This is a genomic window from Planktothricoides raciborskii GIHE-MW2, assembly GCF_040564635.1.
Classification (GTDB): domain Bacteria; phylum Cyanobacteriota; class Cyanobacteriia; order Cyanobacteriales; family Laspinemataceae; genus Planktothricoides; species Planktothricoides raciborskii.
Genome location: NZ_CP159837.1, coordinates 3,126,536 through 3,149,678 on the forward strand (window position 1 = coordinate 3,126,536; position 23,143 = coordinate 3,149,678).

At 44.0% G+C, this 23,143-nt stretch carries 16 protein-coding genes; 7 read left to right on the forward strand and 9 right to left on the reverse strand.

All coding sequences use genetic code 11. The features are described 5' to 3' along the window. Positions 1-663: 663 nt before the first annotated feature. The 4 genes from ABWT76_RS13190 to ABWT76_RS13205 form a co-directional block, all read right to left on the reverse strand. Positions 664-5,787: a PAS domain S-box protein gene (locus tag ABWT76_RS13190; protein ID WP_354636248.1), complete on the reverse strand. Its 5,124-nt coding sequence runs from the start codon at positions 5,785-5,787 to the stop codon at positions 664-666. A 425-nt stretch (positions 5,788-6,212) separates the two neighbouring features. Next, a complete protein-coding gene (dacB, locus tag ABWT76_RS13195; protein ID WP_354636249.1) occupies positions 6,213-7,709 on the reverse strand; it encodes a D-alanyl-D-alanine carboxypeptidase/D-alanyl-D-alanine-endopeptidase in 1,497 nt (498 codons plus the stop codon). A 196-nt stretch (positions 7,710-7,905) separates the two neighbouring features. Further along, the gene (locus ABWT76_RS13200; protein ID WP_190879142.1) at positions 7,906-8,046 is read right to left on the reverse strand and encodes a hypothetical protein; all 141 of its coding nucleotides are present in this window, start codon (positions 8,044-8,046) and stop codon (positions 7,906-7,908) included. Positions 8,047-8,421: 375 nt separating this feature from the next. Then, positions 8,422-10,059, reverse strand: a complete 1,638-nt coding sequence (locus tag ABWT76_RS13205; protein ID WP_190879140.1) for a Ppx/GppA phosphatase family protein — start codon at positions 10,057-10,059, stop codon at positions 8,422-8,424. 81 nt (positions 10,060-10,140) lie between these two features. Here ABWT76_RS13205 and ABWT76_RS13210 point away from each other — a divergent pair, with 81 nt between their 5' ends. Then, complete coding sequence (locus ABWT76_RS13210; RefSeq protein ID WP_054467487.1) at positions 10,141-11,025, forward strand: 4-hydroxybenzoate solanesyltransferase; 885 nt, start codon at positions 10,141-10,143, stop codon at positions 11,023-11,025. A gap of 141 nt (positions 11,026-11,166) precedes the next feature. Continuing rightward, the gene (locus tag ABWT76_RS13215) at positions 11,167-11,376 is read left to right on the forward strand and encodes a hypothetical protein (RefSeq protein WP_197285335.1); all 210 of its coding nucleotides are present in this window, start codon (positions 11,167-11,169) and stop codon (positions 11,374-11,376) included. A 253-nt stretch (positions 11,377-11,629) separates the two neighbouring features. Here ABWT76_RS13215 and kaiC read toward each other — a convergent pair whose 3' ends face one another. From kaiC to ABWT76_RS13230, 3 genes are all read right to left on the reverse strand, one after another. After that, a complete protein-coding gene (kaiC, locus tag ABWT76_RS13220; protein WP_054467489.1) occupies positions 11,630-13,144 on the reverse strand; it encodes a circadian clock protein KaiC in 1,515 nt (504 codons plus the stop codon). A 210-nt stretch (positions 13,145-13,354) separates the two neighbouring features. Then, positions 13,355-13,624 carry a circadian clock KaiB family protein gene (locus ABWT76_RS13225; protein ID WP_054467491.1) on the reverse strand — a complete coding sequence of 90 codons (270 nt, stop codon included), beginning with the start codon at positions 13,622-13,624 and terminating at the stop codon, positions 13,355-13,357. Then, positions 13,621-14,580: a response regulator gene (locus ABWT76_RS13230; RefSeq protein WP_199318028.1), complete on the reverse strand. Its 960-nt coding sequence runs from the start codon at positions 14,578-14,580 to the stop codon at positions 13,621-13,623. The genes ABWT76_RS13225 and ABWT76_RS13230 overlap by 4 nt, the downstream gene beginning before the upstream one ends. Before the next feature lie 682 nt (positions 14,581-15,262). On the opposite strand from ABWT76_RS13230, the gene ABWT76_RS13235 reads away from it, so the two are divergent. Continuing rightward, the gene (locus tag ABWT76_RS13235) at positions 15,263-15,700 is read left to right on the forward strand and encodes a bacterioferritin (RefSeq protein ID WP_054467494.1); all 438 of its coding nucleotides are present in this window, start codon (positions 15,263-15,265) and stop codon (positions 15,698-15,700) included. Positions 15,701-15,836: 136 nt separating this feature from the next. Here ABWT76_RS13235 and ABWT76_RS13240 read toward each other — a convergent pair whose 3' ends face one another. Next, complete coding sequence (locus ABWT76_RS13240; RefSeq protein WP_156331858.1) at positions 15,837-16,598, reverse strand: nuclear transport factor 2 family protein; 762 nt, start codon at positions 16,596-16,598, stop codon at positions 15,837-15,839. A 205-nt stretch (positions 16,599-16,803) separates the two neighbouring features. On the opposite strand from ABWT76_RS13240, the gene murG reads away from it, so the two are divergent. The 4 genes from murG (at position 16,804) to ABWT76_RS13260 (ending at position 22,645) form a co-directional block, all read left to right on the forward strand. Further along, a complete protein-coding gene (gene murG / locus ABWT76_RS13245) occupies positions 16,804-17,868 on the forward strand; it encodes an undecaprenyldiphospho-muramoylpentapeptide beta-N-acetylglucosaminyltransferase (RefSeq protein ID WP_054467499.1) in 1,065 nt (354 codons plus the stop codon). 355 nt (positions 17,869-18,223) lie between these two features. Next, a complete protein-coding gene (locus ABWT76_RS13250; protein WP_354636250.1) occupies positions 18,224-20,914 on the forward strand; it encodes a diguanylate cyclase in 2,691 nt (896 codons plus the stop codon). Between the two features lie 63 nt (positions 20,915-20,977). After that, entirely contained in the window at positions 20,978-21,169 is a 192-nt protein-coding gene (locus ABWT76_RS13255; RefSeq protein ID WP_054467503.1) for a DUF4089 domain-containing protein, read from the forward strand. Between the two features lie 63 nt (positions 21,170-21,232). Then, positions 21,233-22,645, forward strand: coding sequence for an AtzE family amidohydrolase (locus tag ABWT76_RS13260; RefSeq protein WP_190879135.1), 1,413 nt, complete (start codon positions 21,233-21,235; stop codon positions 22,643-22,645). A gap of 82 nt (positions 22,646-22,727) precedes the next feature. Here the strand turns inward: ABWT76_RS13260 and grxD are convergent, their stop codons facing one another. Further along, positions 22,728-23,051: a Grx4 family monothiol glutaredoxin gene (gene grxD, locus ABWT76_RS13265; protein WP_054467505.1), complete on the reverse strand. Its 324-nt coding sequence runs from the start codon at positions 23,049-23,051 to the stop codon at positions 22,728-22,730. Positions 23,052-23,143 lie beyond the last annotated feature (92 nt).

Below are 23,143 nucleotides of genomic sequence, written 5' to 3' on the forward strand. Positions count from 1 at the left end.
TTCTTTGCTGCCGGTTGTTGTCAAATAAAATTTAGTTGACTTTGATTTTGTCGTTTGGCCAAACCTTTTGTTTGTTAAGGATTTAGGTAGTGTATTGCGATCGGGTTGCTGCTCAATTTCGCATTTAATCGGCAGGCGGTTTTCCAGGATCCAATTTAACGCTCAAAATTCATTGTCTAGCACTAGGTCTAGCACCAGGTCTAGCACTAGAAAATTGAAATCATAATTTTGACGGGTGTAACAAAAACCTTGATTGGTTTGGGGATGCCCAGCCTAAGCTAGGTTTATGCTTATCATCATAATTAATTGTATTCTATTTGACAAAATTTGCTGTAACTTTTTACAAAAATTTAACAAATCCATTGTTTTTTTGACTTTTTTGACAAAAAATTTTCGTAATTTTGGGTGAAACCTAATAGATTTAGGCGAAGCTGATGCTATGAAAGCCAGTATTTAGGAAAAAAACCCCCGCCCCCCGCTTTCCCCCGCGAAAGCGGGGGAAAGCGGGGGCAGGCTTAAATTGTTTCAGCCAAAATTGCCCCTGATTACATCTTCACAAATTCTCAGAGATTATCTCTGAGAATTTGTGGCAGATGGGGGATTTGATTCAGTCAGATTTTCCCGTGGAGAATTGCCAGGGGAATTACCAGTGGTATTTTCCGGTCATATTTCCGAGGGCAAGGGTAAACTGACATAGAAACAAGAACCTTGACCGGGCTGACTTTCTGCCCAAATTTGACCTCTATGATAGTCAATAATACTCCGGCAAATCGCTAAACCTAGGCCGGTGCCTCCTTTTTTGCGGGAGTCAGAAGAGTCTACTTGTTGAAAGCGACCAAAAATCGTTTCTAGCTTGTCAGGAGGAATGCCGCGTCCTTGATCTTGGACCCTAATTAGTAAGGTTCTGCGAGTTGTCCCAGGGCTGAAAGATTTTTCTTGGATTTCGGCATTAAACCAGACCGAGGTGGAACGTTCAGAGAACTTGATGGCATTACTGAGTAAGTTGGTTAAAACTTGAAAGATGCGATCGCTATCTCCCCAGACTGGGGTGGACAAAGGCTCGACGATGAGAGTGATTCCCTCCTTTTCTGCGAGCGATCGCATGGTATCACTGGCTTGTACCATTAGGTCAGCCAAATCAAACATTTGCTGCCGCATTGTCACCTGACCCGATTGAATGCGCTCTAAATCCAGAATGTCATTAATTAAGCGAACTAATCGATCGGTATTCGCTACGGCAATGTCGAGCATTCGTTGGGCTTTTTCCGGGTTACTTTTGAGGACGCCAGAGGCTAAAAGTCCCATAGCGCCACGAATTGAGGTCAGGGGGGTACGCAGTTCATGGCTGACGACGGAGATAAATTCGTTTTTCATTCGTTCGATCACCAGGCGATCGCTAATATCATTAAAGGTGACAACCGCCCCGACAATTTTTCCTTGTTCTTTAATCGGTACACAAATGTAGTCTACGGGGAATGTCGTACAGTTTTTGCGCCAAAATACGGCATCTGTCGCATGGTGAACCGATCCATCCTTGAGGGCTGCATAGATCGGGGCAGAATTTGAGTTGAGAATGATGCTAAAAGGCTTACCATGTAGTTCGGTGATGGAATAGCCCAACATTTGCGCGGCAGATCGATTAATAAAGGTGGTGTTTCCTTGTTCGTCCAGACCGCAGATGCCTTCTCCCGCAGAGTTTAAAATTAACTCGTTGTGATGCCGAATTCTTTCTAAAGCTTCTTCGACGCGCTTTAAATCGGTGATATCTCTGGCAATGGTTGAGACGCCGATAATTTCACCTTTGCGGTCTTTGATCGGAGATAGGGTGAGAGAAACATGAATTTGTTGGCCGTCTTTGCGTCGATGTACGGTTTCATAGTGGTCAATACTGGTTCCTTTTCCAATTCCGGCGAGGAGTTGCGGCACTTCCGAGGCGCGATCGGGCAAACTCAGGAACAAAATTGAACGTCCCAGCACTTCAGCAGCAGTGTAGCCATAAATCCGTTCTGCCCCAGCATTCCAAGATTTAACGATGCCATCCAGGGTTTTGCCAATAATCGCATCATCGCTGGATTCGACAATGGAGGCTAAACGGATTAAAGCAGCTTCGGCGACACGGCGATCGGTCACATCCCGACCAATCACTACAATCGCGTTGCGAGAACCATCTGAGTGGAATAAGGGGACTTTAGTCATTTCAAAGTTTCTGGGACGTCCATCCCGACCCGGAATGATTTCTTCAGAGTGAGAAATGGTGCTTTGATTCCAGGCGATTTCATCAGTTTCCCTACAGAGGGTTAGGGCTTCTCGATAGTTAGAAATGCCATAGTTAGCCTCAATTTCTGCTGCCAGTTGGATGTCAGTTTTTCCTTGATAATTAATATCTTGCAAGTTTAATAGTTCGATCATGGCTTGGTTGGCGATTTTCCAATGCCCTTGACTGTCTTTAAAGCAGACAATATCTGGCATGGCATTAATTAAGCTACGAAGTTGTTCGGAGGTTTCCCTAGCAATAGCTTCAGCTTGTTTAATTTGAGTGATATCCGTATTAACCGCGATCGCCCCAATAATTTGATTATTTTCATCTTTGACCGCATCCGCTCGCAGAAAACTCTCTAATAACTGACCGTTCCGAGTCCGCAGTTGGACTTCTCCGCTCCAGCTTTCACCCTGAATAATTTTATTGAAAATTTCTTCGCCTAGGGTTCGATTAGCAAAAATTTCCCACAGTCCACCGGCGGAATTAATTGCTTCTTTGGTATAGCCAAAGATGTTAAAAAAGGCTGGGTTATGGTAAGTGGCTAACCCTTTGAGATCGGTCATGGCCACCGCATCACTGGTACTTTCTACGGCTTGGGTAACTCGCAGTAATTCGGACTCTGCCCGACGGCGATCGCTGACTTCTTTTTGCAGTTTTTCATTGGTTTCTTGCAAAGAAATAATTAAGCGAGTTTTTTCTCTGGTGCGAAGTTGGACTAACTCTTCGAGATGATCGCGATATTGTCGTAACTCTTGTTCTGCTCGTTTGCGCTCGGTAATATCTTCGACCATCGCAATAATAAATTGAGGAATATTCTCCCGGTCTCTAATGATAGAAACACTGAGATTCCCCCAAACCACTTGACTTCTTGAATTGATATAGCGCTGCTCGATTTGATAGTTTTCCCATTTTTTTTGCAACATCTGCTGGAATAGATGAATCCCCACTGCCAAATCATCGGGATGAGTGACTTGAATTAAAGTCATCGATCGCAGTTGGCTTTCGGTGTATCCCAGCATAGCTTGTAATACGGAATTGACTTCTAAAAATTCTCCATTTAATCCCACAATTGCCATACCAATGGCCGCACCTGTAAAGGTAATTCTAAATCTTTGTTCGCTCTCTTGTAAAGCTTCTAGGGTTTTTTTCCGTTGGCTAATATTCCGCAACACCGTTAATACGGATGAAACTTCTCGATACTGATAGGTAATTGATGCAGCATGAACGGGTATGACTTGGCCGTCAAGTCGCTGAATTGTGGTTTCTCGAAATGGAATCGCTTCAGGTGAGTCGGAAACTGGGGAAATAGGGTCTTCAAAAATATTGGAGATTTCTTGGATAAAGTTTTTTAGTTTACGCCCAACTAAATTTGCCCCGAAAGAGCGAAAATCTCCCTTATCTTCTGGCCAATTTTCATAATTATCGCTATGGGAATACCCCGGATAATTCCGCAAGACATCTCCGGTGAGTAACTTAATTCCGGCAGCGTTAATTAACTCAATGGTGCCTTGATTGTGAATAATAATCGCATCCGGTAAAAGTTGCACAAGCTGTCGGTAACGTTGTTCACTTTCCCGGAGGGCAGCTTCTGCTTGAATCAATTCTTTGCGATCGCGCAGGGCCATAATCCCATAAGCTAAATCATTGGCCAGTTCTTGCAGCAGTTTCACTTCCTGATGATCGAAAGCATTGGCTTCGGTGGCGTAAATCGTTAAGACACCAAAACACTGTACGGGCGAACTGCCGTTCCCCCCTACGATATTTTGCGGTGATTGCTGCATCAGTTTCTTGTCTTTGGTTTTTCGCATTTCCCCGTCCAGGGGACGGCTAATTAATGGCAAGTAAATACAGGCGGCATAGCCATGCCGGATCGCCCAATCTCGCCACGGGGTAAGATCGGCAGTAGTGAGACTATCCGGGCAAATATCCTGACAAATATCCTGACAAATATAAGGTTGACCTGTGCTAATCACTTTGCCAATGGAATCGAATTCGGTCGAAGGGTCATCCCAGTTTAAATTCAGAGATTCGATATATTTGAGGGGAATACCCTTACAGGCAACAGGTTTGACGATATGGGATGCTTCTGTCAGTCCCACCCAAGCTAGGGGATATTTGCCAATTTCCACAATGATGCGACAAATTTCATTCAGGAGTTCTGACTCCGCAGAAGCGCGAACCATTGCTTGGCTACATTCCCAAATAGTTCTCAGGGAACGGTTCAACAAACAGAGTTCTTCTTCGATTTGTTTGCGATCGCTCAAATCATGGGTAATCACAGAAAAGCCAACCACCCTGGCGGTTTCAACCTGTGTCCAGTCCCCATTCAATCTGAGAGATTCGCTACCAGAATCATCATATAAAGCATAAATCGTATTCTGTGCCCAAAACTTTAAGCCCGAAGCCCTTTGTCGCCAGCCTTCATCCTCACATTGACCCGCCGTCATTACCAGTTGTAATTCTTGTTCGGGTTTACCGGCTAGGCGATCGGCTTCTGGGTAAAATTTAGAAAAATGTTGTCCAATAATTTCTGCCGCTGTATATCCCATGATTCTTTGGGCTCCAGCATTCCAGCTTGTCACCCTGCCTTCGGCATCCAGCATAAAAATGGCATAATCTTGAATCTCTGCCACGAAATCATGGAATAAATCTCGCACATTTGGCTCAACGGCAGACCCTTGATGTGTGATATTTGCCTGGGTATTTGCCTGAGTATTTGCCTGGGTATTTGCCTGGGTATTTGCCTGGGTATTTGCCTGGGTATTTGCCTGGATATTTGCCTGAGTATTTGCCTGGGTATTTGCCTGAGTATTTGCCTGGATATTTGCCTGGATATTTGCCTGGATATTTGCCTGGATATTTGCCTGGGTATTTGCCTGGGTATTTGCCTGGATATTTGCCTGGATATTTGCCTGGATATTTGCCGGAATATTTGCCGGAATATTTGCAGAGATTGTCGGCACAATTTCCTCCTGGGGAGGCGGCTGGGTTAGGCCAGGTAAGTTAGGGTCATGGCTGATTTGTAAAGTTTTAGAGGCGAAATTCCTTTCATGGGCGAATGTCCGTTCGCGCTTACTCTGCGATCGCCCCCGTAATAAATTCTTAACTCTGATCCACAATTCATCCGGGTCAATGGGATTAAAAATCACCTCATCCACACAAGCCGAATGCTGCCAATGCTTTACGGGGTTTTCGCGAATCGCCCTTGCGCGATTGACAATTAATAAAACCGGCAAAAACTCTGGCTGCACCAATTGCTTTTTGGTGGCAATCCATGCTTGTGCTTCTGACAAAGCCAGTTCATCAATAATGCACAAGTCAAAATTCATATCCCTGAGAAATTCCTGCACATCTCCCACTCGATTGATGGAGATTTTGTCAACCGATGTAACATTAATTTGATTTGAATTAACACTTAAATTAAAACCTAGATTACTTCTCGCTGAATCAGGAAAATTAATCGTCAAGTAACTCGACAATTTTTGTTGAATCTGTGCAGTTTTTTTCCCCAAAAGTAAAATCTTCATTACTTTGCTTTTTTATAAAAATGGCTGCGTTTTTCAACCGTTTACCAAAAATACTATTCATCAAAATTTCAATCTATTGTGGTCGATTTATTCGTTTTATTTATCTCTTTTTCAGGAAAAGATATTTTTTCTTTATAGCAACCATTTGTTTGACATAAAAGATTTTTGAAGTTCCCAGCCGTCGATAGTATTTTTAGTATTGATTCATTTTAAGGCAAATTGATCCTTATTGTTACCTGTTTGGATCAAAAATTCACAAAATTCACCCTTGCAGGGAACAGGTCCCATGTCCTGACAACTGGGACTACATCTTTTCTTGGCTGATTTGTTAAGGATTTTTGATATATTCGCCGATAAGCCAGCACATATACTCAGCAGCTTCTTCCGAGCAAAGAGGACGTGAAGCCGCCACATCGGGCGATCGCTTAACAGCGACGGAGCATCGCCAGTAAGTCAATAATTTGATTAATTGCTTGGCGAACCACCGTTCGCGAGTTGTCAGAATTATTTAAGATGATGGCAAATACCAAAGGATCGTAGTCCGGTAAGGTGATATATCCGGCTAAAGAGGAAATCCCACTCATCCCCCCACTTTTGGCTTGAACCATGATTTGTTCGCGCAGCGTTGCGGATGCAACATCGCTAGAAAGTCGGCGTACCGGCAGGGAGTCCCGGTAGAGGTTAGCCCGAGGCGAGACGGCCATCACGCGCAAAGTCTGGATTAAGGCTTCGGGGCTGATTAAATTATGCCGAGATAGCCCGGAACCATCCGCTAACCTATAGCTGTCTGGGTTAACCCCGCTTTGCGCGAGGGTGGCTGTCACTACGGCTAAACCAGCATCAGCACTGGAGTCTGTCTTTTGACGATTGTTCGGAGGAATGCTCACACCCAAATGTCGTAAGATCGCTTCGGCGTAGAGATTATTACTGGTTTGGTTGACCTCTTTCACCAGTTCAGAGAGTGGCGGGGATTCGATCGCGGCTAATTCTGTGCTGAGGTTATGGCTGGAGTTGGCTAGACTCTGGGTCGATAACTGTGTTTTATTCACAGAAATGCCTGCGGCGATTAATGCTTCGCGGAATTTCGCTAAAAAGTGATCGCCGGGATCGACCACGGCGGCGTACACGGGTTCTGGAGCCGACCCAACCCTTAACTGACCGGAAACTCGGATAACGGTTTGACGTAGGTCACGCCCGACTTCCACAAATTCTGCTTCACCTATATCTACGGTAACAGAATTATTTTCTAATTGCCACTTATTCCGTTCCTGGGAATCTAGCAATGTCACCTGTAAGGGTTCACCAACTTTTTGGGGTGAAAGCAGTAAATCGATCGCATTTTGATTAAAAATTAAACTGTTGACGCTAGTGCCGTAACCCGCCTGAACATCCTCCCATTCCCAGTTAGAGTTAATCGGCGCACCTTGAAAGTATGCATCTTCGGCGATCAGTTGGTCAATTTGGGTAATGCCGCGATCGCGCAACTGTTTTGCTAAGGCCGCTAATTGGGGTTGGGCAATACTCGGATCTCCCCGTCCCACCAGTCGCACCGATGCCACATTGCCATTCTGGGTGCCATAAACCGAGGTGCGAATCCGAAAATTAGGATCTAAAGCTTCTAACGCCGCTGCGGTAGTCAGGAGTTTGGCCGTTGATGCGGGGATAAAATATTTATTCGCTTCTAAGGCATATAAAGTTTCCCCCGGTTGGTTGGGGGAAAGAGTGGCGATCTTAATGCCCCAGCGCGATCGCTCAAACTCTCGACGATTAACAATCTCATCGATTTTTGCCGGTAATTCAGCGGCACAAATTCCCTCAGACCCACGAGTATTGGCATCATTGCTTTGCGCTTTCAAAGGAAAGCCTAACAAGAAAATACTTGCGACTAGCAAAGACACCAGATAAGCATAATTTTTTTTCACTTGGCAAATCCTCTCATTATATTTACAATATTTACAATATTTACAATATTCTTTAGGGGCAAAGCATTTCCGCAGTAAATCTTTGGTTTTCACCCATAACTTAGCGGCGGAAATGCTTCGCCCTTACAATAATATTCTGCGTAAATGGTTCGCTTTGATAATATTTATTCATATAAAATAACCATATTTTACTTTTTTATAACTCTTTTTCTGCTTGGTTTTTGGCATCTTTCGCCGGTTTATAGTTGGGGGCATAAAAAAGGGCTTTGTCATAAGAAGCGATCGCTTCTTCATATATTTGCAATTTAAATAAGTAGGTGAACATAATTAATTGCACTTTTCGTTCCCCGCCGATAGGCTTTGGATTCCCGCATATAGGAAGGAGAGAGAAGAGAGAAGAGAGGAGAGAGAATATCTTTACTATTTACTCTTTACTCTTTACTATTTCCTCTTTTCTTCTCATGGGGTCTGTGGTGGATTTATTTCTGCCCGTCTACTTAAAACTTCTCCTTGACCTTGCAAAGCCTTATATAGTTGTTGGTTGTTAGTTATTGATTATTGGTTATTGGTTGCTTGTTGCTGGCAAACCGAACAACAAACAAAGAATCCCTACCCAAAAAACAAAGAATCCCTACCCAACAAACAAAGAATCCCCAACCAACAAACAACAAACAACAAACAAGGAACAACAAATAACAAATAACAAGTAAAGTTAATTTAAAGTGGCGATAACTTTGACATTATATTCCGCTTCAAACACCGCTTTCTTTTGGTCTAAACTCCAAAGTTCCAGAACGCAATCATCTTTGCGGTCTTTGGGTTGGAGTTTTAGGGTTAGTTCGGCGGTGTTGCGATTATATTCACAGTCTAAAGAGGCGATCGCGCCGATTTGACGCCGATCCAGGGCAGCCGCCAACCGCAACATCGCGCTGAGTTGTTTCACCAATTTCCGGTCGTCTTTATTAGTCAGACTTTGATAATTTTCATGTTTCTTTTTCGGCGCACTTTTGCGGTGATACCGGGCGATATTGGCCATAATTTCTAAATCGGTTTCATTAAAACCCAATAGTTCACCGTGGCGAATTAAATAATAAGAATGTTTATGGTGGGCATCATGGCTGACATAGACCCCAGAGTTATGTAAAATTGCCGCTGCCCAAAGCAGTTCTCGGGCATTTAATCCCCACTGATGTAATATCCCTTGGGTCTGGTCAAATAACGAGAGGGCAAATTGGGCGATCCGTTCGCCGGAATCCAGATTAACTCGGTATTTTTGGGCAATTTTCAGCACGCTGCGTTCCCGCACCGCACTTTGGTAGCGGAGTTTATTTTCAATTAACCCATGAGTTAGCATCCAATCCACAATCACCCCTTCTCGTAAAGCCCGCGAACAAAGGGTTAGAGAATCGATGCCTAACATAGACATGGCTTCTTGGAGAATTAACGCCCCGGCAATAATAATTTCCGATCGCCGGTCAGACATTCCCGGTACAGCCGCCCGTTCTGAGTTAGAAAGCTTCCGCAAGCGATTGATCAATGCTTGTAAATCAGCGAAACTGATTTGATAACCCGTCAGGGGTGAGGGAGCTTGTCCCAGGGTTTGATAAGCATGAATTTCTGCCAAAGTTTCAATGGTGCCAGAAGTGCCCACCATGCGGGGCTTTTCTCCGGGTTTCAGGTTGGCTTTTAACTCACCCACCGCCCGTTCGAGCATCCCCCGAATATAAGCTTGTAAAACGTTAAACTCAGAATTGCTAATCGGGTCAGTGGTGACAAATTCTCCCGTCAAACGCACTGCCCCCACTTTGGTGCTACTGAGAAACCGAGGTTCATCCCCATCCCCCAGAATCAGTTCGGTGGAACCGCCACCAATATCGATCATAATATGGGGTTGATTTTGTAACTCCATGCCAGAGAGAACCCCCAAATAGATGCGGCGGGCTTCTTCTTGGCCAGAAATTAAGTCAACGTGCAAGTTGAGGGTATGGTGAATTTTTTGTAAGAATTCTCGACCGTTGGGGGCTTCGCGCACTGCTGAGGTGGCTACGGCAATGATTTGTTCCACGTTGAGACTACGGGCAATTTCTTGGAACCGCTGCAAGGTGGCGATCGCCCGTACCATGATTTCCGGTTTTAAATTCCCAGTTTCCAGGTCGCGATCGCCCAAACGAACCGTTTCTTTTTCGCGATCGATAATCGTGAATGCTGGCAGGGTGGTATTAATTTGCACCACCACCATGTGCAGGGAATTAGTGCCAAGATCAACTGCTGCAATAATGCGGTCTTCCCCTTGCTCTTTTCCCAGAGTTGCCTCTAGGGTTGCAGGTTGCCGCGAAATTGACTGAACCATTGCCATTCCTCCAAAACTCAAAACTAACGATATCCTATTTAATGAGAAAAGTATTTCATTGTTTATTTATTTGTTGATTCAATGGTCAGTTCACCACAACCTCAACTTGAAACCATCCCGGCAAAAGTGATTCGGCTGCTGAGATGGGATAAACCTGCGGGACGCTTAATTTTAATGATTCCGGCACTTTGGGCTGTGTTTTTAGCCGCCCACGGTCATCCAGAATTTCCCCTAGTGGCGGTGATTATCATTGGCACTTTTGCCACCAGCGCCGCTGGTTGTGTGATTAATGACCTGTGGGATCGAGATATCGACCCCCAAGTAGAACGAACCCGCGATCGCCCCCTCGCGTCCCGGGCGCTGACCGTCAGAACTGGGATCGCGATCGCCCTAATTGCCTTAGTTTGCGCCGCCATCTTAGCCCTTTATCTCAATTCTCTCAGCTTTTGGCTTTGTGTCGCTGCGGTCCCGGTGATTGTCGTATATCCTCTCGCCAAGCGGATTTTTCCCATCCCTCAACTGGTGCTCTCGATCGCTTGGGGATTTGCCGTACTCATTTGCTGGACTGCTGCGGTAGCCAAGTTAGAAACTGCCACCTGGATTTTATGGGGGGCAACGGTACTCTGGACATTAGGCTTTGACACCGTTTATGCTATGGCCGACCGGGACGACGATCGCCGCTTAGGGATCAACTCCAGCGCCCTATTTTTTGGCCAATGGGTTACAGAAGCGATCGCGGTCTTCTTTATCGGCACCGCTGCCTTATTAGCTTGGGTCGGGGTCGTCATGGAATTAAACCTCGGTTTCTGGATATCCTGGGGCATAGCAATTATTATCTGGGGTTGGGAATACTTCCAACTCCGTAAAAATGACTTACCCAAACCTGTTTACGGTCAAATCTTTGGCCAAAATGTTTGGATTGGATTTATATTACTTGCCGGAATGATTACCGGCATTTTAATATAAATGTCAACAGAAACCGGGTTTCTTAGAAAGCATTCCACCGTTAACTCCTGATATTCACCACATAAACCCGGTTTCTTATTCTCATTCCCCCGTTAACTGCTGATATTCACCATAGAAACCAGGTTTCTTAAATATAAATATATGAACACAACCCAAAAAACCGAAAATATTGCCCACAAAACTGCCCACCAAACTGCCTACAAAAAATGTCATCACTGTGAAGGGAAAGGATACATAGAAATTCGGGATTGCAGCGCCGAAGTGCAAAGGGAAGAAACCTGCTCCTTTTGTCAAGGAACCGGCGAAATAGAAATCATTAATCCCGAAAAAAATCAACCGGAAAACTTCTAATAAGAGGGTGTAGGGTGTAGGGTGTAGGGTGTAGGGTGTAGGGTGTAGGGTGTAGGGTGTAGGGTGTAGGGTGTAGGGTGTAGGGTGTAGGGTGTAGGGTGTAGGGTGTAGGGTGTAGGGAAGAGGGATATTTATGCATAACTTTTCACTTGTACGGGCGAATGGCCATTCGCCCCTACCACTTTTCACTTTCTTCACGATGGCGGCCCCACACCCCAAAACCTCCCGCCTTTGACTAACGCAGGCTTTGTCCTTACTCAAATAAACCCGTGAGTCTTTCCACCTCAGTTTCCCCCACATAACTCGGAGAACCGGCTAAAATACCCACCACATTTCTAAAAGGTTTACCAATATGCATCCCTTTGCCATCAATAGAAAATTCCCGAATATCTTTATCATGCATAGAACCGCGCATTTTCAGCACCGTAATGCCCCGACGCATTTCCCCATACATTTCCACATATCGCAATAAAATAATCGAATCAGTAATCGTAGAAATATGCGCTTCTGTAATCGACGTACCACCCACTAGAGACGGAGTAGTCGAAGTAAATAAACCGCCCACTTCTTTTTGTTTAATAAAAGAAGTCAAACCAATAATAAATTCCCGAAATCCCTTCAGGGATGATACCCTTTCCAAAGCCGAAAGACTATCGACAGCCACTCGATTCGGTTGAAAAGTGTCAATAATCTCCTTCATCATAATCAGATGATTTTCTAAGCCGGTACTTTCTGGGTAGCGACAAACAATCTTTAGATTACCGGCTTTTTCCATTTGATCAAAATTCACATTCCAACCGATCGCATTCCGATAAAGTTGCTCCCGACTTTCTTCAAAAGCAAATAATAAACACCGTTCATTATTCGCAATTCCCCCGGCCATAAACTCTGTCACCATCAGGGTTTTGCCCGTACCCGTCGCCCCAGAAACTAAAATAATTGAATCCCGAAAAAAGCCTCCCCCACACATCCGATCGAGTTCTGCACTGCCAGAAGAAATCCGCACATTAGAGGAGCGTTGTTCTAATTCAATAGCCGACAAAGGCAGAATCACAATCCCTCGTTTGGGGATAATCGTAAATGGAAACTCTCCCTTTTGGTGTTCTGTGCCTCGATACTTCAGAATCTCTATGGTGCGACGGCGTTTTTCTTCCATCAAAACATTCCGAACAATCACCACATTATCCGCCACAAATTCTTCCACCCCATAACGACTAATCTCCCCATATTCTTCGGTACGTTCAGCAGTCAAAATAGCCGTTACTTCTAATTCCCGCAATGCCGCCGCAATACTAAACAAATCACTGCGTACTTGAGCACTATCTTCTAAGTGGCTAAAAATTGCCCCCAAAGAATCCATAGAAACTCGTACCGCATGATATTTACGAATCGCATATTCAATCCGGGCTAACAAAGGCCCTAAATCATATTCCCCGGATACCAGCGGCTTTTGTCCCGGTTGGGGGGAGGCATCCACAAACGCCCATTTTCCTTCCTTCTCCCATTGAGCAATATCCCAACCGAAGCCCTTCATATTTTTCCGAATGGCGTTGGGGGATTCTTCAAAGGTGACAAAAACCCCATTTTGGTTTTCTTTGATTCCTTCAGCCAAAAACTGACAAGCCAACACCGTTTTCGCACTGCCTGCGGTGCCAGCAATTAAGGTGGCTCGACCTTTTGGCAACCCGCCCTCGGCTAAGAAATCAAAACCAGGAATTCCCGTTTCTAGCTTTTCAATAAAATCCGTGTTACTTTCAAAACTACTCATTGGTTTCACTTACTTTAAATAATTTTCTTCAGTTCCTACTGAATCAGGCAAAATCCTACTAAATTTATCATTCGATCTTCCATATTCAGCCGTTATTAGTTATGGGTTATTGGTTATTTTGCCGATTTAACCATAATCAAGAACAAGAAACAACAAACAAGAAACAACAAACAAGAAACAACAAACAAGAAACAACAAACAACATTATTCTTAATTATCGATATCCAGACCAAGCAAAACTAGCTCAGTTTTCGACATATCCCCAATAATTCTTTGCAGCGGCGGCGGCAATTGCTTAATTAAAGTAGGTGTAACCATAATTTTCTCGTTTTCCGCCACATCCGGTTGCTCCAGGACATCAATAATTTTCAATTCATACTGATTTGAAAGTTCTTGATCGCAAATTCGCATTAAGTTAGCGATCGCTCGTTGGGATCTGGGTGAATCACCCGTGATATATAACTTGAGTAAGTATTTCATAAGTCTTGCTTTACATTACCGGAAGATTTATATACTTTCATATTACTTAATCCCAAATAATATTTGCGATAGTATGAAGTCAAATAGCCCATCATTTCCAAAACCATTAATCGTCCTTCGGTGACATAAGCTTGCGCCTTAGCCAAATTGACCATTTTAGTTTTTTCTTTCAACGCTGTGGTATGAATATCCACCACATCTCGTGGGCTTGCTTTGAGCAGTCCTAACTTTTCCGCCTGGGTACGCAGTCGGTTGGAAATATTATGTTCAACTTTATAGGCTTGTTCTTCTAATGCTAAATCCATTAATTTACCATAGTTTTCTACGTGCTCGCGGAAAATTTCGGGACAACTATCCTGCAAACTGACAGTACCATACAATCTAGCCGTGATATTGGTTCTGCCACTTTCGGCGAACTGCTCCAGCCATTCAAATTCCAAGTCTTGTTCTTGCTGTTGTTTGGCCGTTTCCATTTTAGTCGTCTGAAGATACCGTTCAATGGCCAACCGGATCCCATAAACCAGTAGATTACTATCAAGATTTTGTTTAGGTAAAAAGCCATAAGCTCCTAACTGTAAAGCCTGGACTACTAAGCTTTCCTCATTATTGCCGATTTGTACGACTATCGGGGTATGGGGAGAATGTTTCAGGGTTCGCTCTAATGTATCGAGTCCTTGGCTGTCTGGTAATATCAAGTCTAACAAAATAACGTTGAAATGGTTTTTCTCCAGTTGCTCTACTCCAGCCTGGAGAGTTTCCACCCCAGTCACATGAAAAGAAAAACCTTCAGCTAAACCACCCGGTTCGGCTTCACACAACAGTGCTTGGATGAGTTTTGAGTGGCTCCGATCATCTTCGATTAATAACACATTACATACTTGTTTAATCATAATTAAAACACCAATAAATTGGCTGAAATCATCCCACTCTTTGATTGCCCGCAATTTGTTGTACATCAAGAGACATTAAGATACATTTCTGGCGATTCCCTCCGGGCGGATCCGTTTGAGCGATCGCGCATAATATCAACCCCAGTCTTTGATTTAACCCAAGATGTCACCCAAGATGTCACTCAAGATGTGACCTACACTGATAACGGATCCTTTTCCCATTCCTCGGAACCCGTTTCTTACTCAAGGATAAATTTTTTAGGAGAATCTTCGGTGATACTATTGTACTATCGTAGAGCGTTTTCTGTAAATCTATGTAAGTAAATCTATGTAAAAGAATCAACTTTATCCCATAAATTAATTGCGCAAATATAACCTGATTATTCCGATATTTTTTTTATTCTTAATAAAACAACTTGATTTTTTGCCTGGATAAAGATTTAAATTAAAATTTAAATGAAGCAACCGGGTTTCTGATTTGAATATCAGGAGTTAACGGTGGAATGAGAAAAAAAAATCGGTTGCGGCGCGGCGCAACAGAGGGTTAAACCGTTGCCCGATAGTCAAATTAATAAAAGTAATTCTCACTAAATTAAACCAAAAACACCACACCATAAGATATGTGATTTATAATAAAGCAAATTTAATGGTGAATTAGACGATCATTTGCTGATTTTGATGGGATATTGATATAACGGACAAAAAATGCTTAAATATAAATAAATATTCTTATACCTCAGCAGTAACCATGCACGAGCTTAACGTCGAAAAAACCAACGATATCCTAACCAAAATCATGGAGTATGAGTTGGCTGGAGTGGTGCGCTACACCCACTATTCACTGATGGTGACAGGGCCTTATCGGTTGCCGATTGTCGATTTCTTTAAAGCCCAAGCAACGGAATCCCTGATGCATGCTCAACAAGTGGGAGAAATTCTCACGGGGTTAGAGGGACATCCCAGCCTCCGAGTTGCACCAATTCAAGAAACTTATCAACATTCAGTGCGTGATATTTTGCAAGAAAGTCTCAATCACGAAAAGGCAGCGTTGGATTTGTACAAAGAACTACTCGATACCGTGGAAGGAGCGAGTGTTTATTTAGAAGAATTTGCTCGCAATATGATTGGCACCGAAGAAATGCACAATATTGAAATCAAAAAAATGTTACGAGACTTTAGTGTCTAATTTATAGGGTTCTATAGGCTTCGTTCTGGGCAATTACGGCCACGACAGTTAGGGGCAACCACCGCGCCTTGGATTGCCCCTAATTTTTTTGCCGGAAACAGGGAAGAACTAGACCGGATCAATTAAATCAGTTTGATTACTGAGAAACCTCTAATCTTTGGGTGACAAAGGTGATGCCATTATGACGAATAAATACTGCTGAAATCCAGCGGTCATTGGCCACTAAAGGGGCTTGACCAATTTTGAAAAGACCACCGGCATTGAGGGGTTGTAAATCCAACTTGGCAGGATTCATGTATCCGAAAATACTAATTGGTTCTTCCAGGGCGGCACCCAGGAGTAAATCATCCCCCAGAGGTTCTAAAACAATGGCATCAAAGTTGTACTGACGACCAATTTTGACTCGATCCGGGAGATTGATTTGGACATTGGGGGGATTTTCGCCACTGGTTAGCTGACTTTGTTCGGCGAGAATCTCTTGATGGACAATTTGTTGATTTTCGTAGCGTTGGCGCGATCGCACTGTAGCCCGTAAACGATACTCTCTGTCTGGGGTAGTTTGCACCCCATTAATCTCCGTCACCGTTTCGGCGACAATGGCATTGCCATCAGCTTCCCAAGATTTTAATTCGGTCCGATAAGTCAAATTAGGATAACGCTGCCACAGTTCCCGTAAAGCCTGTTCTAGATTGGTATAAGTTAAGCCATCACCATGAGTCAGAGTGGGACTATAAAATTTCATCACCCCGCGAATATTTTGCTGGCTGGCTGCATCATCGACTTGTTGCAAGAGAGTTTGCAACTCTTGGGGGGCGGTGTCAGGACTTGCCGCTGCCACAGCACTGCCAGGAAATATGCTACTCCAGCAAAAGGTTAAACCCATTACAAAACCAATCAATTTTGTTTTTTTCGAGAGATCCGGCGATCTGAAATAATGAGCGAATGAGACGATAGAGTTGTGCATCGGTGATAAGTTAAAGAATGGACTGGACAATTGAAGCAGTGAAATTTTAGCTGTTCAATTCAGGTAGGACAGAGCATAAGAATCAAGTCCTGAAACGAAATAAGTATGCTGATTGGAACGGAGAGGAGACGAAAACGGCGTGAGTAAGGCATCGATTCGATTACTAATAGCCGCGAGTGGCACAGGGGGACATTTGTTCCCTGCGATCGCCACCGCTGAACAGTTGAGTGATTATCACATCGAATGGCTGGGGGTGCCAAACCGGATGGAAACTCAGCTAATCAAAGGTCGCTATCCTTTACATACCATAGCAGTAGAAGGATTTCAGCAGCGCCTCGGATTGGGGACTCTGCGGGTAGCCACTGGATTGATCCGCTCCATTTTTCAGGTGAGAGAACTCTTAAAACGGGAGAAATTCCAAGGGGTGTTTACCACGGGCGGTTATATTGCAGGACCTGCGATTATTGCGGCTCGTTCTCTGGGATTACCAGTGGTTCTCCATGAGTCTAACGCTTTACCGGGTAAGGTGACTCGCTTCTTTAGTCCTTGGTGTACGGTGACGGCGATTGGATTTGCTGCCGCTGCCAAATATTTGCCCCGGTCGAAAACCGTCATGGTGGGTACACCTGTGAGAAACCAATTTCTAGAAACCTCGACCTTGGACTTACCGATTCCGGAAAATGTCCCTTTAATTGCGATCGTCGGCGGTTCTCAAGGGGCGGTGGCGATTAATCAGTTGGTCCGCCAATCGGCACCGCGATGGTTAGAGGCGGGGGCCTGGATTTTCCATCAAACCGGAACCAATGACCCGGACGCGAGTAGTTTCCAACATCCGCACTATTTAGCCAGGGCTTTTTGCGACCAGATGCCTGGACTCTTGCAACGGGCGAATCTGGTGATTAGTCGCGCTGGCGCTGGCACCCTGACTGAGTTAGCGGTGACGCGGACTCCTTCTATTTTGATTCCGTATCCTTATGCCGCTGAAAATCATCAAGCGTTTAATGCGGCGGTGTTTGCGGATGTTGGAGCGGCGATCGCCTATAGTCAAGGAGAGTTAACGGCGCAATTACTCGAACAAAAAGTTTTAGAATTGCTCAAATCGCCCACATTGTTGCCAGAAATGGCTCAAAAAGCCCAAGAACTCGCGGTTCCCGATAGCAGCGATCGCATTGCTAGAGTTTTGCGAGACTTATTAGGCGCTTAAAAGGTCGCACTAGATGGAGAAGAAGCGATCGCCACAAAGAAAAACCATGAATAATTGTTAAAGAATCATAATTAATTATTCGTTAACCTACTGATAGCCGACCCCTGAAACCTGACCCCTGAAACCTGACCCCTAAAGCCTGACCCCTGAAACCTGACCCCTGAAACCTGATAGCTAAAACCTGATAGCTAAAACCTGATGACTTATAAGCGACACGCTGATCCGCGAAACCCTGAGAAGTTGACTGGTTTAAAGCTTCAAGCTTGGAGCTAAAAACTTAATCATAAAACATCGAATATTATAGAATTCAATAGCCACTTGGCTGCCAAGCTAAGAAAGTGCATCCCCATCGGTCATGTCTATCAAAAACGATTGGAATTCCGTCCCTCCGTTAGAAAATGCAATTGATCCGAATCCCTTGATCGTCTTGCCAGACCGACTTTTGGATCAAGTCATCGAGTTAATGAACCAAGCAAATGCTCATAACTGCCGGCTACCTGGATTCACTTCAGAACCCAGTCAGATCGACACGGGAAGTCATCGTTGTGTGCTGGTGATGGAAAATCAGCAGCTACTGGGCATTTTTACTGAACGAGATATCATCGATTTAATTGGAAATCATCATTTAAATACCCCGAATCAAATCACCATCGATCGAGTGATGAGACGCCCCGTGATTACGCTGACGAAAACAGAGCATCAAGATATATTTGCGGCTTTGTCACTCTTGCGTGAGCATCAAATTCGCTATTTGCCGGTATTAGATATCCACCAAAAACTGATTGGAATTGTCACCCCGGAAACCATTCGCGCTTGCGTACAACCGGCAAATCTACTCCAATGGCGCACTGTCCGCGATGTGATGATCGCAGAGGTAATTCAAGCAGAAGAAACCGAATCTGTCGCCAGTTTAATTCAAGTAATGGCTAAGGAAAAAACCAGTTGTATCGTCATTACCGCCAGCCCCGATAAAACTTCCGATAAAACTCCCGATAAAACTCCCGATAAAACTCCCGATAAAACTCCCAATAAAACTCCCGATAAAACTCCCGATAAAACTAGGAAGCAAAAGGCGATCGGCTGTGAGGAATTTCAGCCACTAATTTCCGATGGGCATGATAATTATCTGAGGCTGGCAAATTTTTCTCAAAAATCTTTAATGGCGGTAGGGAGCGTCTCAGAACAAGAGATTTTGCAATGCCAAGTTTTAGAAATAAACTTGGAGAAAACTCAGGCGCGAGATATTATGAGTAGCCCGATATTAAAGATCGCCCCCCATGAATCTTTGTGGGTGGCAAACCAGCAAATGCAGCAACATCAAGCCCATCAATTAGTGGTTTGCGGCGATCGCGGAGAAGTATTAGGTCTGTTAACCCATCATTGTATTCTCCAAGTTTTTGATGTCCTAGAAATGTCTAGCGTCATCGAAGGATTACAACAGTCGATCGCCGAACAAACAATTCAACTGATAAAAAGTAACGAACAATTACATCAAGAAATCAGAGAACGTCAACGCACGGAAGAAAAATTACAAAAACTTAACCATGAATTAGAAAACAGAGTGATGGAACGCACCATTGCCTTACAAACTTCTAATGATGAGTTAATCGCGGAAATGATTCGCCGTAAACAAGTTCAAGAAGCCTTAAGAGAAAGTCAAGAACGTTTATGGTCTTTGATTCAAACCGCTGGCAGTGTAATTATTTTTCTCGGCCCAGATCATCGAATTTTGCAGTGGAACTTAGAAGCGGAACGAGTCTATGGTTGGCAAGATATCGAAGTATTAGGAGAAAGTTATTTAGATATTTGTGTGCCGTGGGAAATGCGAGAACAAGTTTCTCATTATCTCAATGAAGTATTTAATGGCAACCCGCAAAGAGATTTGGAATTACCGGGAATTACCAAAGATGGTAATAGTCAGCCTATTTTATTGTGGAATATGACGCCGTTATTTGATACTCAAGGAGAAGCGCTAGGGGCAATTATTAGTGGCCAAGAAATTACGGAACGCAAGCAAGCGGAAGAACAGCTTTGGCAGTATAAAGAAAATTTGGAGGAATTAGTGGCCAAACGCACCGCAGCGTTGACCCAAGCCAACCAAAAACTGCGGCGAGAAATTCGCGATCGCCAACGGGCAGAACAAGCATTATTTCAAGAAAAAGAATTAGCCCAAGTCACCTTACAATCCATTGGCGAAGGAGTGATTACCACCGATGCTCATGGTTACATTCAATTAATCAACCAAATGGCAGAAGAAATCCTTACTTGGGAAGCAGAAGAAGCCTTTGGGTTGCCGGTGACAGAAGTCTTTAAAATTGTCCACGAAAAAAGCAAAGATCCTTTACCAAATCCCATAGAAGCGGCATTACTCGGCGAAACATTTGTGGATAATACCCATGAAAGTGTGCTGATGGTGAGAAATGGCAAAGAATTGGCAATTAATTGCACCGCTGCCCCCATTCGGGCCAGTGATGGCAAAATTGTTGGAGCCGTCTTAGTATTTCGGGATGTGACCCACTCGCGAAATATGGCCCGTCAGTTATCTTGGCAAGCGAGTCACGACCCGTTAACAGGTTTAATTAACCGACGGGAATTTGAACGCCGTCTAGAATCCGCAGTGATTAATTCTCAAGTGGATAATCTGGAACATACATTATGTTATCTGGATCTGGATCGCTTTAAAATTGTCAACGATACCAGTGGTCATGCAGCGGGAGATGAATTGCTGCGTCAAATCAGCACTTTATTATCTAGTCATTTGCGAAAAAGTGATGTGCTGGGACGACTCGGTGGAGATGAATTCGCCGCTATTCTTTATAATTGTTCCGTGAATGAAGCCCTACGAGTGGCCAATGCTATGCGTGAAAGTATCAATATTTTTGAGTTTGTTTGGGAGCAGCATACTTTTATGATAGGGGTGAGTATTGGTTTGGTGGCAATTAATGCCAATACTGCTAATTTACAAAGTGTTTTAAGTGAAGCGGATGCCGCTTGTTATAAAGCCAAGAAATACGGACGCGATCGGGTGGAAATTCACCCGGTTTAATTTTCTGATTTATCTCAAACAAGATAAAATAAAAAAATAGATGTTTTTTGGTGCTTGAATGAAATGAATAACCAGGAAGAAATTAATCTCAAAACTTATATCCAACACACTGCCGCTTTAAACCAATTGCCTATTCCCCCAGAATGTGAAGCTGGAGTCGTGGCTAATTTTCAACGCATCGCTAAAATTGCTCAACAAGTGATAGAATTTCCTTTGCCGGAAAATATAGCAGCGGATCCCAAGTTTGACCCTTAAATTGATTTGAATTGAGTAAACTTTTAGCCGCCGCCAAAGATTCTGATTAAACACTAATTGAAAATGAGCATAGACCTGAACAACGGTGATGCGATCGCGATATCCACCGCTGTGAAAAACCAAGAAATCACCGCCAAAGCCGTTATCCTGGATACATTAGCCCAAATTGCCCGGAAAAATCCCCCGATAAATTGTTTTACGGCGATAACTTCAGAAAGTGCGATCGCCCAAGCAGAAGCGATCGATCAAAAAATTGCCACAGGCGAAGATCCGGGTCTATTAGCCGGAGTTCCCTTTGCCGTAAAAAATCTATTTGATATCGCCGGATTAACCACATTAGCCGGGTCAAAAATTAACGCCGAAAATCCCCCCGCCACTCAAGACGCTGCCGCAATTTCCCGACTGAAACAAGCCGGTGCCGTCCTAGTTGGTGCCTTAAATATGGATGAATATGCTTATGGATTTGTCACCGAAAATAGTCATTATGGTGCCACCAAAAATCCCAGAGATTTAACTCGTGTGGCCGGGGGTTCTTCCGGCGGTTCAGCCGCTGCGGTTGCTGCCGGATTAGTCCCCATTAGTTTAGGTTCTGATACCAATGGTTCGATCCGAGTTCCCGCTTCTCTCTGTGGAATTTTTGGCTTAAAACCTACTTACGGCAGGCTATCTCGTGCCGGTACATTCTTATTTTCCAGTAGCTTAGATCATATTGGCCCTTTTGCTCGGTCTGTGCGCGATATTGCCGCTGTTTTTGATCTGCTTCAGGGGCAAGATCCCCAAGATTCTGTTTGTACCCACCGAGACCCTGACCCTTGTTTACCTCAGCTAAATCGAGGCATTGAAGGATTAAAAATAGCCGTTGCTAATGACTATTTTGCCCAAGGAGGACAACCGGAAGTTTTTGCCGCCGTTGCACAAATTGCCAACGGCTTAAATGTGCAACAAAATGTGACAATTCCCGCCGCAGATCGGGCAAGGGCGGCGGCATTTGTGATTACCGCCTGTGAAGGAGCAAATCTCCATTTAGATCGCCTGCGATCGCGCTCCAGAGATTTTGACCCGGCCACCCGCGATCGCTTTTTGGCTGGTGCCTTAATTCCGGCTCATTGGTATATTCAATCCCAGCGATTTCGCCAATGGTTTCGGGATATCCTCCGAGAAATATTCCAAACCGTCGATATTATTCTTGCCCCCACCACTCCCATCGTTGCCCCGAAACTTGGTCAAGAAACAATGGCGATCGATGGTCAAGAAATCCTCGTGCGTCCCAACTTAGGACTCTATACTCAACCCCTTTCTTTTATTGGTTTACCCGTCTTATCTGTGCCGATTCATTGCCGAGGCGATCGCCAAAATAATCTACCATTCGGAGTGCAAATTATTGCCGCACCTTATAATGAATCATTAATTCTCCGAGTTGCGGCTTACCTCGAAGCCCAAGGCATAATTTCCGCCCCAGTGACCCATCCGCTTTAAACCGCCAATTTGTCATAATTCATCCCATAAAAAAATCCTTGTGTAAAACACAAGGATTTTTTTAGTCAAAAAATCTGGAAATCTAAGAGGCCAATGCAACTTCTACCATTTGTTGCAACTCACCTTTCTGATAAAGAGAAATCATAATATCAGAACCCCCAATAAATTCCCCATTCAGGTAAACTTGGGGAATGGTTGGCCAGTTTGAATATTCTTTAATCCCCTGACGGATCTCATAGTCCTCCAAAACATCAACAGTTTCGTAAGGAACACCCAGAGTATTCAAAATCTGGACTACATTATTAGAAAAACCACACTGGGGCATGAGTTTATTGCCCTTCATAAACACCAGAATCTTGTTCTGATGGACTAAATTATCGATTCGCTCTTTCAGTTCCGGAGTCATGTTTGGGTCTTACTATCTGATTGGTTGTACGTTCTAGGGATAAATTTTAGCGCTATCTTCACGCTTCTAGGAAAAACAGACGAAAAATTGAG